Annotated in this window: 16 protein-coding genes; 11 read left to right on the forward strand and 5 right to left on the reverse strand. The window is 63.5% G+C overall.

All coding sequences use genetic code 11. From position 1 onward, the window contains the following. Nucleotides 1-6 precede the first annotated feature (6 nt). The 3 genes from P3T23_RS25690 to P3T23_RS25700 all read right to left on the reverse strand — a co-directional run bounded on the left by P3T23_RS25690 (nucleotide 7) and on the right by P3T23_RS25700 (nucleotide 3,339). Entirely contained in the window at nucleotides 7-621 is a 615-nt protein-coding gene (locus P3T23_RS25690; protein ID WP_429318924.1) for a LysE family translocator, read from the reverse strand. Nucleotides 622-658: 37 nt separating this feature from the next. Continuing rightward, entirely contained in the window at nucleotides 659-1,249 is a 591-nt protein-coding gene (locus P3T23_RS25695; RefSeq protein WP_429318925.1) for an adenine phosphoribosyltransferase, read from the reverse strand. A gap of 86 nt (nucleotides 1,250-1,335) precedes the next feature. Continuing rightward, entirely contained in the window at nucleotides 1,336-3,339 is a 2,004-nt protein-coding gene (locus P3T23_RS25700; RefSeq protein ID WP_429318926.1) for a cation:proton antiporter, read from the reverse strand. Nucleotides 3,340-3,490: 151 nt separating this feature from the next. Here P3T23_RS25700 and kdsD point away from each other — a divergent pair, with 151 nt between their 5' ends. From kdsD to P3T23_RS25755, 11 genes are all read left to right on the forward strand, one after another. After that, nucleotides 3,491-4,474, forward strand: coding sequence for an arabinose 5-phosphate isomerase KdsD (kdsD, locus tag P3T23_RS25705; RefSeq protein ID WP_429318927.1), 984 nt, complete (start codon nucleotides 3,491-3,493; stop codon nucleotides 4,472-4,474). Beyond that, nucleotides 4,474-5,031: a KdsC family phosphatase gene (locus tag P3T23_RS25710; protein WP_429318928.1), complete on the forward strand. Its 558-nt coding sequence runs from the start codon at nucleotides 4,474-4,476 to the stop codon at nucleotides 5,029-5,031. Before kdsD ends, P3T23_RS25710 begins: the two co-directional genes overlap by 1 nt. Then, nucleotides 5,028-5,636, forward strand: a complete 609-nt coding sequence (gene lptC, locus P3T23_RS25715; protein WP_429318929.1) for an LPS export ABC transporter periplasmic protein LptC — start codon at nucleotides 5,028-5,030, stop codon at nucleotides 5,634-5,636. Before P3T23_RS25710 ends, lptC begins: the two co-directional genes overlap by 4 nt. Nucleotides 5,637-5,656: 20 nt before the next feature. Next, a complete protein-coding gene (lptA, locus tag P3T23_RS25720) occupies nucleotides 5,657-6,355 on the forward strand; it encodes a lipopolysaccharide transport periplasmic protein LptA (protein WP_429318930.1) in 699 nt (232 codons plus the stop codon). Continuing rightward, complete coding sequence (gene lptB, locus P3T23_RS25725) at nucleotides 6,352-7,134, forward strand: LPS export ABC transporter ATP-binding protein (RefSeq protein WP_429318931.1); 783 nt, start codon at nucleotides 6,352-6,354, stop codon at nucleotides 7,132-7,134. The genes lptA and lptB overlap by 4 nt, the downstream gene beginning before the upstream one ends. Nucleotides 7,135-7,325: 191 nt before the next feature. Further along, a complete protein-coding gene (locus P3T23_RS25730) occupies nucleotides 7,326-8,840 on the forward strand; it encodes an RNA polymerase factor sigma-54 (protein WP_429318932.1) in 1,515 nt (504 codons plus the stop codon). Nucleotides 8,841-9,014: 174 nt separating this feature from the next. Then, nucleotides 9,015-9,374 carry a ribosome hibernation-promoting factor, HPF/YfiA family gene (gene hpf, locus P3T23_RS25735; RefSeq protein WP_133661733.1) on the forward strand — a complete coding sequence of 120 codons (360 nt, stop codon included), beginning with the start codon at nucleotides 9,015-9,017 and terminating at the stop codon, nucleotides 9,372-9,374. 252 nt (nucleotides 9,375-9,626) lie between these two features. Continuing rightward, entirely contained in the window at nucleotides 9,627-10,142 is a 516-nt protein-coding gene (locus P3T23_RS25740) for a PTS sugar transporter subunit IIA (RefSeq protein WP_133661732.1), read from the forward strand. A gap of 172 nt (nucleotides 10,143-10,314) precedes the next feature. Then, nucleotides 10,315-11,283, forward strand: coding sequence for an HPr(Ser) kinase/phosphatase (gene hprK / locus P3T23_RS25745; RefSeq protein WP_429318933.1), 969 nt, complete (start codon nucleotides 10,315-10,317; stop codon nucleotides 11,281-11,283). A gap of 86 nt (nucleotides 11,284-11,369) precedes the next feature. Continuing rightward, nucleotides 11,370-12,263 carry an RNase adapter RapZ gene (rapZ, locus tag P3T23_RS25750; RefSeq protein ID WP_429318934.1) on the forward strand — a complete coding sequence of 298 codons (894 nt, stop codon included), beginning with the start codon at nucleotides 11,370-11,372 and terminating at the stop codon, nucleotides 12,261-12,263. Between the two features lie 40 nt (nucleotides 12,264-12,303). Then, complete coding sequence (locus P3T23_RS25755) at nucleotides 12,304-12,939, forward strand: LON peptidase substrate-binding domain-containing protein (protein ID WP_429318935.1); 636 nt, start codon at nucleotides 12,304-12,306, stop codon at nucleotides 12,937-12,939. Between the two features lie 11 nt (nucleotides 12,940-12,950). Here the strand turns inward: P3T23_RS25755 and mutY are convergent, their stop codons facing one another. Together mutY and mutM are read right to left on the reverse strand one after the other, a co-directional pair. After that, nucleotides 12,951-14,039: an A/G-specific adenine glycosylase gene (gene mutY / locus P3T23_RS25760; RefSeq protein WP_429318936.1), complete on the reverse strand. Its 1,089-nt coding sequence runs from the start codon at nucleotides 14,037-14,039 to the stop codon at nucleotides 12,951-12,953. After that, a complete protein-coding gene (gene mutM, locus P3T23_RS25765; RefSeq protein ID WP_429318937.1) occupies nucleotides 14,039-14,869 on the reverse strand; it encodes a bifunctional DNA-formamidopyrimidine glycosylase/DNA-(apurinic or apyrimidinic site) lyase in 831 nt (276 codons plus the stop codon). Before mutM ends, mutY begins: the two co-directional genes overlap by 1 nt. Between the last annotated feature and the right edge of the window lie 4 nt (nucleotides 14,870-14,873).

The following is a 14,873-nucleotide window of genomic DNA, read 5'->3' on the forward strand; positions in this document are numbered from 1 at the left end:
CCCACCTCAGTCACGCAACGCAACGCGAATGCCGATCGCGATGAAGGTCGCGCCCGCGAGGCGGTCGAGCCACACGCCAAGCCGCGGGCGGCGTCGCAGCCAGCTTCCGATCATGCCCGCACAGACACCGAACAATGAAAATATGACGACCGTCTGCAGCATGAACAACAGGCCCAGTTCGAGCATTTGCAGCGTGACGCCCTGCGCGCCGTGCGGGTCGACGAACTGCGGCAGGAACACGATGAAAAAGAGCGTCACCTTCGGGTTCATGATGTTGCCGAGCACGCTCTGCCGGAACACCGACAGGAGCGGCTGCGGCGGACGCTCATGCGCCGTCGCGAGCCCTTGGCTGCGCAGTGCCTTGATGCCGATCCAGATCAGATACGCGGCGCCCGCCAGCTTGATCGCCTGAAACGCCATGGGCGACGAACGCAGCAAGGCGGCCACGCCGAGCGCTGCAAGCGTCGTGTGAAACGTCACGCCCGCGGCAAAGCCAAGTGCGGCCACGAAGCCGGCCGCGCGCCCCTGCGAGATGCCGCGCGCGAGAACCTGCAGGTTGTCCGGGCCGGGCGCCAGCGTGATCGCGACCGACGTCGCAAGAAAAAGAAGGAAATTGGGCATCGTTCGAAGTCTCCGTTCTGGATGTGCGCGGCGAGCGTCAGTGGCCGCCGAACTCGGTGACCGTGTAAAGCGGCAGGCCCGCCTCGCGCAGCAGACGCGCGCCGCCCAGTTCCGGCAGATCGATGATCGCCGCGCCCTCCACCACCACCGCGCCAAGGCGCTCCAGCAGTTTCTTGCCGGCCATCATCGTGCCGCCGGTCGCGATCAGGTCGTCGACGATCACGACGCGGTCGCCCGGCCCGCATGCGTCCTCGTGGATCTCCACCGTCGCCGAGCCGTATTCGAGCTGATACGACTCGGATACCGTCTTGTACGGCAGCTTGCCGACCTTGCGGATCGGGATGAAGCCAAGGTTCAGTTCGTACGCGAGAATCGGCCCGATGATGAAGCCGCGCGCGTCGAGGCCCGCGACGTAGTCGAGCTTCGCATCGATGTAGCGCAGCACGAACAGGTCGATCAGCACGCGCATCGCTTTCGGATGCTGCAGGAGCGGCGTGATGTCGCGAAACTGCACGCCTGGCTGCGGCCAGTCAGACACCGTCCGGATCTGGCTTCTCACGAACCCGGCTGCGTCGAGCGGCGCGCCGACAGGCGCGTTGAGCGACGCATTGGCAGGCGCATTGGACATGATGTCTCCCGGTATTCCAGTTTGATGGCCGCAGTAGGGCCGTTCAGTGTAGTCCGGCGGCGTCAGGCCGCCCGGCGTTCAGGGGGTCAGGCGAGCGCCGCGCCCGCGCGCCGATGTTTCGACAGCCGCTCTTCCGCCTCGGCCAGCGCCTCGGGCAGCCCGCGTAGCACGACGATGTCGTTCGCACGCAGACGCGTCTCGGGGTCGGGCTCGACGCCGCGAATCCCGTGGCGGCGAATCGCCGTCACCTCGACGCCCAGTTCGAACAGGCCAAGCTCCGCGAGCGTGCGGCCGACCGCGTCGGCCTTTTCGTCGACCGGCACAGATTGTAGCCGCACCTGCTCGGGACCGTCGTCGTCTTCCATGTCGTCGGCGCCGTGGAAATAGCCGCGCAGCATGCTGTAACGCGCATCGCGCATTTCCTCCACGCGCCGCACGACGCGCCGCATCGGCACGCCCATCAGCACGAGCGTGTGCGATGCCAGCATCAGGCTGCCTTCGATAATCTCCGGGATCACTTCGGTCGCGCCTGCTGCGAGCAGCTTCTCGAGTTCGGCATCGTCGACGGTGCGCACGATCACGGGCAGCGTCGGTTCGAGTTCGTGGATGTTATGCAGCACGCGCAGCGCGGACGGCGTGTTCGCGTAAGTGATCGCCACCGTCGCGCAACGATGGATACCGGCCGCCAGCAACGACTCGCGCCGCCCTGCATCGCCGAACACCACCGACTCGCCGGCCGCCGCGGCAGCCGCTACGCGATCGGGGTCGAGGTCGAGCGCAACGTACGAAAGACCTTCCTGTTCAAGCATGCGCGCGAGATTCTGCCCGGCACGGCCGTAACCGCAGATGATCACGTGCCCGCTCTGCTTCAGGCTCTGCGTCGCGATGCGCGTCATCTGCAACGACTGCTGCATCCATTCTGTCGACGAAAGCCTCAGCACGATGCGATCCGCGTTCTGGATCAGGAACGGCGCGGCCAGCATCGACAGCAGCATGGATGCAAGAATGGCCTGCAACAACGTCGGATCGACGAGATGCTTGTCGAGAATCAGGTTCAGCAGCACGAAGCCGAACTCGCCCGCCTGCGCAAGACCGATACCGGTGCGCATCGCGACACCCGCCGATGCGCCAAAAAGCCGCGACAGCGCGGTGATCATCACCGCCTTCAGCAGCACCGGCCCGAGCAGGAAGCCGAGCACGATGAACGGATGCTCCCAGATCACGCGCGGATTCAGCAGCATGCCGGTCGTCACGAAGAAGAGGCCGAGCAGCACGTCGCGAAACGGCTTGATGTCCTCTTCGACCTGATGGCGGTAAGGCGTCTCGGCGATCAACATGCCGGCGATGAACGCGCCGAGCGCGAGCGACAGGCCGAACCTGTCGGTGATGAAGGCGCAACCGAGCGTGACGAGCAGCAGGTTCAGGATGAACAGTTCCTGCGAGCGCCGCCGCGCCACCACATTGAACCAGCGCGTCATGAAACGCTGGCCGACGATCAGCAGCACCGACAGCGCGACGACGATCTTGACCGCCGCGAGACCGAGCGCCTGGACGAGGTGGGTCGAGTCGCGGCCGAATGCCGCGATGATGATGAGGAGCGGCACCACGGCCAGATCCTGGAACAGCAGCACGCCGAAAATGTTGCGGCCATGTGCAGTTTCGATTTCGAGGCGCTCCGCGAGCATCTTGCTGACGATAGCCGTCGACGACATCGCCAGCGCACCGCCCAGCGCGACGCTCGCCTCCCACGTGATGTGCACCCAGCGTTCCACCACATAGCCGAGCGCGAGCGCGACGGCAATCGTGCCGAGCACCTGCAAGAGGCCGAGGCCGAACACGACCCGGCTCATCGTGCGCAGCTTCGAGAGCGAAAACTCCAGCCCGATCGAGAACATCAGGAACACGACGCCGAATTCGGCCAGATTCTGCGCGCCCGCCGAATCCGGCACGATCCCAAACGCGTGCGGACCGACGACGATGCCGACCGTCAGATACCCGAGCATCGGCGGCAGGTTCAGATACCGGAACAGAACGACCCCCGCCACTGAAGCCAGCAGCAGGAAGAGCGTCATTTCGAGCGGGGAAATCATTGGGAAAGGCGCATCGAAGAAAGCGTCCTCGTTCGTCAGCGGAACCGTCGCAGGAAAACGCCCGTGCGACAAGGTTATGGGGCCTGTGAAGGCAACGGCCGGGAAGGTTTGGCCCGGCGCGGCGAACAAACGCCTTTGCTATACTCCGCGAATGATAGCGAAAATCAATGGCGACCGGGCACTCGCGCTCGCTCGCGACGTGCTCGACATCGAAGCGGACGCCGTGCGCGCGCTTCGCAATCAACTCGACGACGGTTTTGTCGAGGCGATCGACTTCATCCTTAGCTGCCGCGGGCGCGTCGTCGTCTCCGGCATCGGCAAATCCGGGCATATCGCCCGCAAGCTCGCGGCCACGCTCGCGAGCACGGGCACGCCCGCGTTCTTCGTGCATCCGGCCGAAGCAAGCCACGGCGACCTCGGCATGGTCACCGCTGACGACGTCTTCGTCGCGATGTCCAATTCAGGCGAATCCGAAGAACTCATCGCGATCCTGCCGCTCATCAAGCGTCTCGGCGCGAAGCTGATCGCCATCACCGGGCGGCCGGCTTCGAGTCTGGCGCAGCTTTCCGATGTGCATCTGAACGCCGGCGTCAGCAAGGAAGCCTGTCCGCTGAACCTCGCGCCGACCGCCAGCACGACCGCCGCGCTCGCGCTCGGCGATGCGCTCGCGGTCGCGGTGCTCGACGCCCGGGGCTTCGGCGCCGATGACTTCGCCCGCTCGCATCCAGGCGGCTCGCTCGGCCGGCGTCTCCTGACTTATGTACGCGACGTGATGCGCAGCGGCGACGAGATCCCGAAGGTGACGCTCGAAGCCACCGTGCGCGACGCGCTCTTCCAGCTCACGGCGAAGCGCATGGGCATGACGGCGATCGTCGATACGAACGACCACGTCCGGGGCATTTTCACCGATGGCGACCTGCGCCGTGTGCTGGAACGGACGGGCGACTTCCGCGAACTGCAGATCGCAGACGTGATGACGAAAGGCCCGCGCACGATCGGTCCGGACCAGCTGGCGGTCGAGGCGGTGGAACTGATGGAGCGGCATCGGATCAATCAGATGCTGGTCGTCGATGAAACGGGCAAGCTCATCGGCGCGCTCAACATGCACGACCTGTTCTCGAAGAAGGTGATCTGATGGCCGCCCCGCTTACCGCCACTGAACGCGCAAGCCGCGTCAAGCTGATGATTTTCGACGTCGACGGCGTGCTGACCGACGGCAGCCTGATGTTTACGGCCGAAGGCGACACGATGAAGGCGTTCAACTCGATGGACGGCCACGGCGCGAAGCTGTTGCGTGAAGCCGGCATCGACACGGCGATCATCACCGGCCGCAAATCGGGCATCGTCGCGGCGCGCGCGAAGGAACTGAAGATTACGCATCTGTACCAGGGCATTGAGAACAAACCCGCCGCGTTCGCCGACCTGCTCCAGCAGACGGGGCTCACGGCCGACGTCTGCGGCTATATGGGCGACGATTGGGTCGACCTCGCCGTCATGCTGAAAGTCGGCTTTGCGGCGGCGCCCGCCAATTCGCATCCGGAAGTGATCGCGCGCGCCCACTGGGTGAGCGAAGCGCGCGGCGGCCACGGCGCCGTGCGCGAAGTGTGCGACGCGCTGCTGCGTGCGCAGCACCGCTACGACGCGTTGCTCGCCGCGGCGTGCAGTGGCGCGCAGCAGGGCCTTGTCGGATGAACCGGTTCCGCCTGACCTCGCTGATTCCGCTCGTCACGATGGCAGCGCTCGCCGGCGTCACATACTGGCTGCTGCAGGCGACGCTGCCGCCTCCGAATGAAGGAACGCCGCACCAGAAGTCGCACACACCAGACTACTTCGCCGACAACTTCTCGGTGTCCGAGCTCGACCAGTCGGGCGCGACGCAATATCGCCTGACCGCGACGCACCTCGTGCACTACGAAGACGACGAAAACAGCGATCTCACCAATCCCGCCATCCGCGCGTTCCAGCCGGGCAAGCCGATCGTCACGGCGACCGGAGAACGCGGGACGGTGAACGCCGACGCGTCCATCGTCAACATGTACGACAATGCGCGGATCCTGCGCGCCGCCGGGAACGGCGACCCGGCCATGCAGGCCGACTCCGAGCATTTCCGCGTGCTGGTCAACGACGATGTGATCGAGACCGAAAAGCCGGTTAAACTTCAGCGCGGCCTGTCTGTCATGACGGCCAGCGGCATGAACTACAACAACGTGACCCGGGTCATGCAGCTGTTCGGCAACGTGCGTGGCGCGATCGCCGCGTCCGACAGCGCGGGCGGCTCGCTCAGGCAACCCGGGTAATTCATTCCAGGCATGACTGCATGAACGAATCGTTCCCTCGTCTTGACACCGGCCGTCGAAGTACGCCGTCCGCGCACCGCGCCGGCCTGGCCGCACTGCTCGTGGCACTGTCGCTTGCCGGCTTCGCGCCGTTCGCGCATGCCGAGCGTGCCGACAAGGACAAACCGCTCAATATTGAAGCGGACAACATGACCTACGACGACCTGAAACAGGTGAACATTTTCACCGGGCACGTCGTGGCGACCAAAGGCACGATCGTCATCAAGGCCGATCGCGTCGAAGTGCACCAGGACCCGCAGGGCTACCAGTACGCGACGGGCACGTCGACGGGCACTAACCTCGCCTATTTCCGCCAGAAGCGTGAAGGCGTCGACGAATACGTCGAGGGCACGGCTGAGCGCATCGACTACGACGGCAAGCAGGACCTGACCACGCTGACGACGCGCGCGACCGTGCGCCGCCTGCAAGGCCTCTCGACGTTGATGGATGAAGTGCACGGCAGCGTGATCACGTACGACGGTCAGAACGACTTCTATACGGCGAAAGCCGGCAAGGACGTCGCGGGCCCGGGCAACCCGGCTGGCCGGGTGCGCGCCATGTTGTCGCCGCGTAACGGCGGCGCCGCGCCCCTGAACGGCGCATCGGCAACACTTGCGCCATCCACGCAGATCCGCACTGACGGACAGTCCCAGCAAGGGCAGGAAACCACCAGGCCATGAATGCTCCCGCCCTCCCCAATCGCAAGCCGGCTGGCACCAGCAGTTCGCTCAACGTCCGTAACCTGAAAAAGCGCTACGGCTCCCGCACCGTCGTAAAAGATGTTTCGCTCGACGTGAAAAGCGGCGAAGTCGTCGGATTGCTTGGCCCGAACGGCGCGGGCAAGACCACGTCGTTCTACATGATCGTCGGACTCGTGCCGCTCGATGCTGGACAAATCGAACTCGACGGCAGGTCAATCAGCCTGCTGCCGATCCACAAGCGCGCGTCGCTCGGGCTGTCGTATCTGCCGCAGGAAGCGTCCGTGTTCCGCAAGCTCACCGTCGAGGAAAACATCCGCGCGGTGCTCGAGCTGCAGCACGAGGACGACGGCAAGCGGCTCTCGAAAGACGCAATGGCCACGCGCACCGAAGCCCTGCTGGACGAATTGCAGATCGCGCATCTGCGCGAAAATCCGGCGCTGTCGCTGTCGGGCGGCGAACGGCGGCGCGTCGAAATCGCGCGCGCGCTCGCGACTAATCCGAGCTTCATTCTGCTCGACGAGCCGTTCGCTGGCGTCGATCCGATCGCTGTTCTGGAAATCCAGAAGATCGTGAAGTTCCTCAAGCAGCGCAACATCGGCGTGCTGATCACCGACCACAATGTGCGTGAAACGCTCGGCATTTGTGACCACGCGTACATTATCAGCGACGGCAGTGTGCTAGCCGCCGGCGCGCCTGGCGACATCATCGAAAACGAAAGCGTGCGGCGCGTCTATCTGGGCGAGCACTTCCGCATGTAACCGCAGCAAGGTCACGCGGCGGCATCCACAACCTGTGTGGGCCGCGGGCCCTGTGCTTCCGCAATATCGGTCAATCTGACGGGTTGCATCATATGCGCCCGCCAACCCCGAAACCGTGTAACAGGCGTTTTTGCAACTGTTGCAAGGTATCGCGCTCGTGGCAAACTCTCTACAATGAATCTCAACTTGCCATGAAAGCCAGCCTCCAACTCCGCCTGTCGCAGCATCTTGCGCTGACCCCGCAACTACAGCAGTCCATCCGGCTGCTGCAGTTGTCTACGCTTGAGCTGCAGCAGGAAGTCTCGATGGCGATTGCCCAGAATCCGCTCCTCGAAAACGAGGACGACTGGATTGCCAGCCCGCTGCGCGTCGCCGCGGACGGCTCGCTGATCGCGCAGGCGCCGGGCAACGCGCCCACGCAGGAGCAGATGGGCAACACGACGCCTTCCACGTCGACCATGAGCGAGCGCGCGGAGAACGCCGAGCCGCAGGGCGTCGACGAATACAACGGTCTTGCCGCCGACAGCAACGGCGACGCCAGCCAGTGGAATCTGGACGACTACGGCCGCTCGGGCACCGCCTCGGATGACGACGACCTGCCGCCTTTGCAGATCCACGAATCGAGCACCAGCCTGCGCGACCACCTGATGGCGCAACTGCGCGTCACCCAGGCTGGCCAGCGCGACCGTGCGCTCATCACCTTCCTGATCGAATCGCTCGACGACGACGGCTATCTGGCCGCCACCCTCGAAGAAGTGCTGGCGGACCTTCCGGAAGAACTCGAAGTCGATCTGGACGAACTGAACGCGGCGCTCGCGCTGCTGCACAGCTTCGATCCGGCTGGCGTGGGCGCCCGCTCTGCGTCGGAGTGTCTGAAGCTGCAACTTTTACGGCTCGAATCGTCGCCGACGCGCACGCTCGCGCTCGAGATCGTGGCCCATTACCTGGAACTGCTCGCGGCGCGCGATTTCACGCGTCTGCGCAAGCATCTGAAGGCCAGCGACGACGACCTGCGCGACGCCCACGCCTTGATCCGCTCGCTCGAACCGTTCCCGGGCGCCGCTTACGGCAAGGCCGAGGCGGACTACGTCGTGCCAGACATCATGGTGAAGCGAACGGCGCAGGGCTGGGTCGCCGAACTCAATCCGGAAGTGGTGCCGAAGCTGCGTATCAACCACTTGTACGCCAATATTCTGCGTAACAGTCGGGGAGACCCTGGCAGTGGTTCGCTGCGTCAACAACTGCAGGAAGCGCGCTGGCTGATCAAGAATATCCAGCAAAGGTTCGAGACAATCCTGAGGGTTGCGCAGGCCATTGTCGAGCGTCAAAAGAGCTTCTTTGCGCACGGTGAAATTGCCATGCGCCCCTTGGTTTTGCGGGAAATAGCTGATACGCTGGGTTTACACGAGTCGACTGTCTCGCGTGTGACAACCGGCAAGTACATGCTCACCCCATTCGGGACGCTTGAATTTAAGTACTTCTTTGGATCACACGTTTCAACTGACACGGGTGGCGCTGCTTCATCTACTGCGATCCGCGCACTCATCAAACAACTGATAGGAGCAGAAGACCCCAAATCTCCTCTTTCAGACAGCCGCATAGCCGAACTGCTGGCGGAACAGGGCTTCGTCGTGGCGCGACGTACCGTCGCGAAGTACCGGGAAGCGCTGAAAATCCCCGCGGTCAACCTGCGCAAGTCTCTGTAGCCAGTCGCATACTGCAGCTGGCATTTACCGGCCGCGACGCCATTGGCGCCAATGGCCGGCCGATGCGACCCGTCTGCACCCAGTCACCCGGGGGGACTGGAAGGCGAGCCGATAGTTCGACCGGCGTTGTCGCATCCATGCACGTCAATGCGGCCACTAGCATGGAGAAGCACTATGAATCTGAAGATCAGTGGACACCATCTCGAAGTAACGCCTGCGTTGCGCGAATACGTGATCACCAAACTGGATAGGGTGCTAAGACATTTCGATCAGGTAATCGATGGCAGTGTGGTCCTCTCGGTCGACAACCACAAGGAAAAGGAAAAGCGGCAAAAGGTTGAAATCAACCTGCATCTAAAGGGCAAGGACATTTTCGTCGAGAGCGCGGATGGCGACCTGTACGCCGCAATCGACCTGATGATCGACAAGTTGGACAGACAAGTCATTCGTCACAAGGATCGCCTGCAGGGCCATCAGCATGAAGCGATCAAGTACCAACCGCTGGCACCGCAAATCGAAGTGCCGCCGCAATAAGGAACATTGGAAGAGTTCCTTTACCCCCGCCAAGCCGCCCGGATACGGGCGGTTTTTCATTAGGCGTCCGGCCTGTCACAGCCTGCCCTGGCGGCATGTGCGGCCCCTCCCGGAAGGCGCTGTTTCATCGATGGCGCGCCGCACCATCCGTGTCCACCCTGTTCTATAATGTTCCGGTTACTATCGGGGTCATTCAGCGGTAGTCCTGCGCTTTCGGTCTGCGCCGCACGTTGCCGTCAGCATCTGTCGAACATGGAACGCCACCCATCCGCTACGGCGAGGAGAATCCAGGCCACGTTTCCGCCTGTCAACATGAATCGTTTAGCCAAATATCTTCCCCTCGAGAACGTCGTCCTCGGCCTCGCCGTCACCAGCAAGAAACGCGTCTTCGAGCAAGCGGGCCTGATCTTCGAGAACCAGAACGGCATTGCCCGCAGCACGGTCACTGACAATCTGTTTGCGCGCGAGCGCCTCGGATCGACGGGGCTTGGCGAAGGCGTCGCGATTCCGCACGGGCGGATCAAGGGCCTGAAGCAGCCGCTCGCCGCGTTCGTGCGCCTCGCCGACCCCATTCCCTTCGAATCGCCCGATGGTCAGCCGGTTTCGCTGCTGATCTTCCTGCTTGTGCCGGAACAGGCCACCCAGCAGCATCTGGAGATCCTGTCGGAAATTGCGCAACTGCTCTCCGATCGTGAAGCCCGCGAGCGGCTGCATACGGAAGAAGACCGCGAGGCGTTGCATCGCCTGCTCACTCAGTGGCAACCTTGATGTATTCACGGTTTTGACGGCGGCGCTCACTGCACGAGGTTTATACGGGCGCCGGCGCTGACGCGCGCCGGCTTGGCCCAGGCGGTAAAAAGAACAGATGCGAAGCCCGCTGTGAAGCGAAGTGCAAGACCCGGCGCGCGGGGCCAGCGGCAAATAACGGAGTCACGGACTCATGGATACGTCCAGCATCAACGCCCAAAGCATTTTCGACGACAACGCCGCCTCGCTGAAACTCAGCTGGCTGACCGGGCATGAAGGCTGGGAGCGTGGTTTTTCGGCAGCGACGGTGGCGAATGCGACCTCGAGCGCCGACCTCGTCGGCCACCTGAACCTGATCCACCCGAACCGGATCCAGGTGCTCGGCGATGCCGAAATCGACTATTACCAGCGCCAGGCCGATGACGACCGCTCGCGCCACATGGCGGAGCTCATCGCCCTCGAGCCGCCGTTCCTGGTGGTCGCAGGCGGCGTCGCCGCGCCCCCGGAACTGGTGCTGCGCTGTACCCGCTCGTCCACCCCGCTCTTCACCACACCCATGTCGGCCGCCGCCGTCATCGACAGCCTGCGCCTCTACATGTCGCGCATTCTCGCGCCGCGCGCGACGCTGCACGGGGTGTTCCTCGACATTCTCGGCATGGGGGTGCTGCTCACCGGCGACTCGGGCCTCGGCAAGAGCGAACTCGGTCTTGAACTGATCAGCCGCGGCCACGGCCTCGTGGCCGACGACGCGGTGGATTTCGTCCGTCTCGGCCCGGATTTCGTCGAAGGACGCTGCCCGCCGCTCCTGCAGAATCTGCTCGAAGTGCGCGGCCTCGGCCTCCTCGACATCAAGACGATTTTCGGTGAAACGGCCGTGCGTCGGAAAATGAAGCTGAAGCTGATCGTCCAGCTCGTGCGCCGTCCCGATGGCGAATTCCAGCGCCTGCCGCTCGAAAGCCAGACCGTCGATGTGCTCGGCCTGCCGATCAGCAAGGTCACGATTCAGGTGGCAGCCGGGCGAAATCTCGCGGTACTGGTCGAAGCCGCGGTCCGCAACACGATCCTGCAACTGCGCGGCATCGATACGTTGCGCGACTTCATGGACCGCCAGCGTCTGGCGATGCAGGATCCGGACAGCCAGTTTCCCGGCAAGCTGATCTGACGTGATCTCCGCTGCGCGCATCGAGGCATGGTGGCGCAGGCACGCAAAGCGGATGCTATGATGAAACGAACGGATTTCACGACCCCATGCGCATTATCCTGATCACCGGCATCTCCGGCTCCGGCAAGTCTGTTGCACTGAACGCGCTCGAAGACGCGGGCTATTACTGCGTCGACAACCTCCCGCCACGCTTTTTGCCTCAACTCGCCGGGTATCTCGCCGAAAACGGCCAGGAGCGCCTCGCCGTCGCGATCGACGCGCGTTCCAGCGCCTCGCTCGACGAAATGCCCGAAATGATCCGCGATCTCTCCCGTCAGCACGATGTGCGCGTGCTATTCCTGAACGCGAGTACGCAAGCCCTGATCCAGCGTTTTTCCGAGACGCGCCGGCGTCATCCGCTGTCGGGCTCGCCATCGCACGATGCCGACGTGGGGCTCCTGCACTCGCTCGAAGAAGCGATCGAGCGCGAACGCGAACTCGTCGCGGGTCTTGCTGAATTCGGCCACCAGATCGATACCAGCAACCTGCGCGCAAACGTTCTCCGCGCATGGGTGAAGCGTTTCATCGAGCAGGAGCGCGCAGGACTCACGCTGATGTTCGAATCGTTCGGTTTCAAACGCGGCGTGCCGCTCGATGCCGACTTTGTCTTCGATGTGCGCACGCTGCCGAATCCGTACTACGACCATCAACTGCGCCCGCTCACCGGTCTCGACAAACCCGTGATCGATTTTCTCGGCGCGCTGCCAGTCGTTCAACAGATGATCGACGACATCCACGCATTCCTTGCCAGGTGGCTGCCGCATTTCCGCGACGACAACCGCAGCTACCTGACTGTCGCAATTGGTTGCACGGGCGGCCAGCACCGCTCGGTGTTCATTGCGGAGACGCTTGCCGCGCGTCTCGCAGGCGAGTCGAATGTGATCGTGCGGCACCGCGATGCGCCGGTCGACGTCGGCGAATCATCGAAGCTGGTGGCTTAACCGGCCGTATCGCGCGGCCTTAACCTTCAAGCGTTGCGCCATGTCCTCTACTCCTGCCGTGCTTGCTGATTTGCCGCTCTTCCCGCTTCATACAGTGCTGTTTCCAGACGGCCTGTTGCCGCTCAAGATTTTCGAAGCACGCTATCTGGACATGGCGAGCGAATGTCTTCGCGAGAAAAGGCCGTTCGGCGTGTGCCTGCTGAAAAGCGGTGCGGAAGTAGCAAAGCCCGATGAGCCTTCGGTGCCCGAAACGATTGGCTGCCTCGCGGAGATCGAGCAATGCGATGTCGAAGCGTTCGGCATGTTGCTGATCCGCGCACGCGGGACCCGACGCTTCAGGCTGCTGTCGTATCGTGCGCAATCCGACGGCTTGCTGCTCGGTATGGCCGAGCCGATCAGCGACGACATTCCGCTCGAAGGCACCGCCCATCTCGAGAAATTCGGAGCGTGCTCGGAAGTGCTCGAACGCATCATCGCGACGATTCGTGAGCGCGATCCCGAAAGTCTGCCGTTCGCCGAACCGTTCAGACTCGACGATCCATCCTGGGTATCGAATCGTCTTGCGGAAGTGCTGCCGATTGCACTACGTGCGCGGCAGAAACTGATGGAACTGCAGGACGCTGGTGCGCGTATCGATGTGGTTCATCACTACATGCAACAGCATCAACTGCTCTGACGCGTTGGCGTCTAGAGCAGTGAACCCTGCAATCCGTCCAGCAGTTTGCGCACCGGTGCGGGTACGCCATACCCATCGATGTCGCGCAGTGCGACCCACACGGTCTCGTCGTCGCCAGCATTCGTCTGTGCAGACGGCGCCTCGCCCAGTTCCACGATACGCGGTTCGATATCGAGCCGGAAATGCGTGAACGTATGGGTCAACGGCGCTAGCGCGGATACGCTGCCTGTCGCGCCGTAGGCGCGCGCACGTTCGGCAAGCGCACCCTCATCCGCGGCCTCCGGCAGGCTCCACAGGCCACCCCAGATGCCCGACGGCGGCCGCTTCTCGAGCATGATTGCGTCGCCGTCGCGCAAGACCAGCATCCACGTACGACGCGTCGGCACGGTCTTCTTCGGACGTGCGGCAGGCAGTTCGCGCTGACGTCCCGTTACGTTCGCCACGCAGTCGACGGCGAACGGACAGCGTACGCAATCCGGCTTGCCACGTACGCATAGCGTGGCTCCAAGATCCATCAGCCCCTGCGTGTAGGCGCTCACGTCATCGTCGGTTGCATTTGAAGGCAGCAGCGATTCAGCCAGCGTCCACATTGCGTTCTCGACACGCTTTTCGCCCGGAAATCCTTCGACGCCGAACACGCGCCCGAGCACCCGTTTCACATTGCCATCGAGAATCGTTGCGCGCGCGCCGAATGCAAACGACGCGATGGCCGCTGCTGTCGATCGGCCGATGCCGGGCAGTTCGGAGAGCGCATCGACCGTCGACGGGAATACGCCGCCATGTGTCTCGACCACCGCCTGCGCACAGCGATGCAGATTGCGCGCGCGCGAGTAGTAACCGAGGCCGGCCCATAGCGCCATCACGTCATCGAGCGGCGCTGCCGCGAGCGCGGCGACATCAGGAAAACGCGCGAGAAACCGCGCGTAATACGGGATCACCGTCGACACCTGCGTCTGCTGCAGCATGATCTCGGACAGCCAGATGCGATACGGATCGCGTGTGTTCTGCCAGGGCAGGTCGTGACGGCCGTGCTCGCGCTGCCAGGCAATCAGCCGCGCGGAAAATCCGGACAACGAAGAGGAAGAATGAAGAGAGGACATCAGCGCTGGCAGGTCGGGCAATAGTAAGTGGAACGCTGCCCCTGCACGATCTGTCTGATCGGCGTTCCGCAGACGCGGCACGGCAGCCCCGCGCGATCATAGACGAAATAGTCGAGCTGGAAGTAGCCGCTTTCGCCATTGCTGCCGACGAAGTCGCGCAGCGTGCTGCCGCCCTTTTCGATCGCGGCCGCAAGCGTCAGGCGTACGGCATCCGCAAGCAGGTCGTAGCGCACGAGCGAAATGCGGCCGGCGGCGGTGGTCGGCCGGATGCCGGCGCGAAACAGGCTCTCGGAGGCGTAAATGTTGCCCACGCCGACCACGATCTCGCCCGCGAGCAGCACCTGCTTCACCGAAACCTTCCGGCCACGCGTCTTGCGATGCATCAGCGCCCCGGAAAACGCCGGCGTGAAAGGCTCGGCGCCGAGGCTCGCGAGCAGCGGATGATCGAGCACGTCGCCCGCTTCGCGCGGATGCCACAGCACCGCGCCGAAACGCCGCGGATCGCGATAGCGCAGGATAAATTCGTCGAAGATCCAGTCGATGTGATCGTGCTTCGCAGCGGCTGGCGGCTGCGGCACGTTGCGCAGCACGCGCAGCGTGCCCGTCATCCCGAGGTGGACAATGAACCAGCCTTCGTCGATTTCGAAAAGCAGGTACTTGCCGCGCCGCTCGACCTGACGAATCACGCGGCCGCGCAGGGTCTTCGCGAGACCGGCGGGGATCGGCCAGCGCAACGCGGGTGTGCGCACATCGACGCGCTCGACTCGGCGTCCTGCAACATACGGTTCGATTCCCCTTCGGGTAACCTCAACTTCCGGCAACTCTGGCATGTCT

Source organism: Paraburkholderia sp. GAS448, from assembly GCF_050435685.1.
Lineage (GTDB): Bacteria > Pseudomonadota > Gammaproteobacteria > Burkholderiales > Burkholderiaceae > Paraburkholderia.

What these genes read in the sequence shown, in the direction of transcription:
- P3T23_RS25690 (WP_429318924.1), bottom strand. Translation starts at nt 621, where the DNA reads ATGCCCAATTTCCTTCTTTTTCTTGCGACGTCGGTCGCGATCACGCTG.
- P3T23_RS25695 (WP_429318925.1), bottom strand. Translation starts at nt 1,249, where the DNA reads ATGTCCAATGCGCCTGCCAATGCGTCGCTCAACGCGCCTGTCGGCGCG.
- P3T23_RS25700 (WP_429318926.1), bottom strand. Translation starts at nt 3,339, where the DNA reads ATGATTTCCCCGCTCGAAATGACGCTCTTCCTGCTGCTGGCTTCAGTG.
- kdsD (WP_429318927.1), top strand. Translation starts at nt 3,491, where the DNA reads ATGATAGCGAAAATCAATGGCGACCGGGCACTCGCGCTCGCTCGCGAC.
- P3T23_RS25710 (WP_429318928.1), top strand. Translation starts at nt 4,474, where the DNA reads ATGGCCGCCCCGCTTACCGCCACTGAACGCGCAAGCCGCGTCAAGCTG.
- lptC (WP_429318929.1), top strand. Translation starts at nt 5,028, where the DNA reads ATGAACCGGTTCCGCCTGACCTCGCTGATTCCGCTCGTCACGATGGCA.
- lptA (WP_429318930.1), top strand. Translation starts at nt 5,657, where the DNA reads ATGAACGAATCGTTCCCTCGTCTTGACACCGGCCGTCGAAGTACGCCG.
- lptB (WP_429318931.1), top strand. Translation starts at nt 6,352, where the DNA reads ATGAATGCTCCCGCCCTCCCCAATCGCAAGCCGGCTGGCACCAGCAGT.
- P3T23_RS25730 (WP_429318932.1), top strand. Translation starts at nt 7,326, where the DNA reads ATGAAAGCCAGCCTCCAACTCCGCCTGTCGCAGCATCTTGCGCTGACC.
- hpf (WP_133661733.1), top strand. Translation starts at nt 9,015, where the DNA reads ATGAATCTGAAGATCAGTGGACACCATCTCGAAGTAACGCCTGCGTTG.
- P3T23_RS25740 (WP_133661732.1), top strand. Translation starts at nt 9,627, where the DNA reads ATGGAACGCCACCCATCCGCTACGGCGAGGAGAATCCAGGCCACGTTT.
- hprK (WP_429318933.1), top strand. Translation starts at nt 10,315, where the DNA reads ATGGATACGTCCAGCATCAACGCCCAAAGCATTTTCGACGACAACGCC.
- rapZ (WP_429318934.1), top strand. Translation starts at nt 11,370, where the DNA reads ATGCGCATTATCCTGATCACCGGCATCTCCGGCTCCGGCAAGTCTGTT.
- P3T23_RS25755 (WP_429318935.1), top strand. Translation starts at nt 12,304, where the DNA reads ATGTCCTCTACTCCTGCCGTGCTTGCTGATTTGCCGCTCTTCCCGCTT.
- mutY (WP_429318936.1), bottom strand. Translation starts at nt 14,039, where the DNA reads ATGTCCTCTCTTCATTCTTCCTCTTCGTTGTCCGGATTTTCCGCGCGG.
- mutM (WP_429318937.1), bottom strand. Translation starts at nt 14,869, where the DNA reads ATGCCAGAGTTGCCGGAAGTTGAGGTTACCCGAAGGGGAATCGAACCG.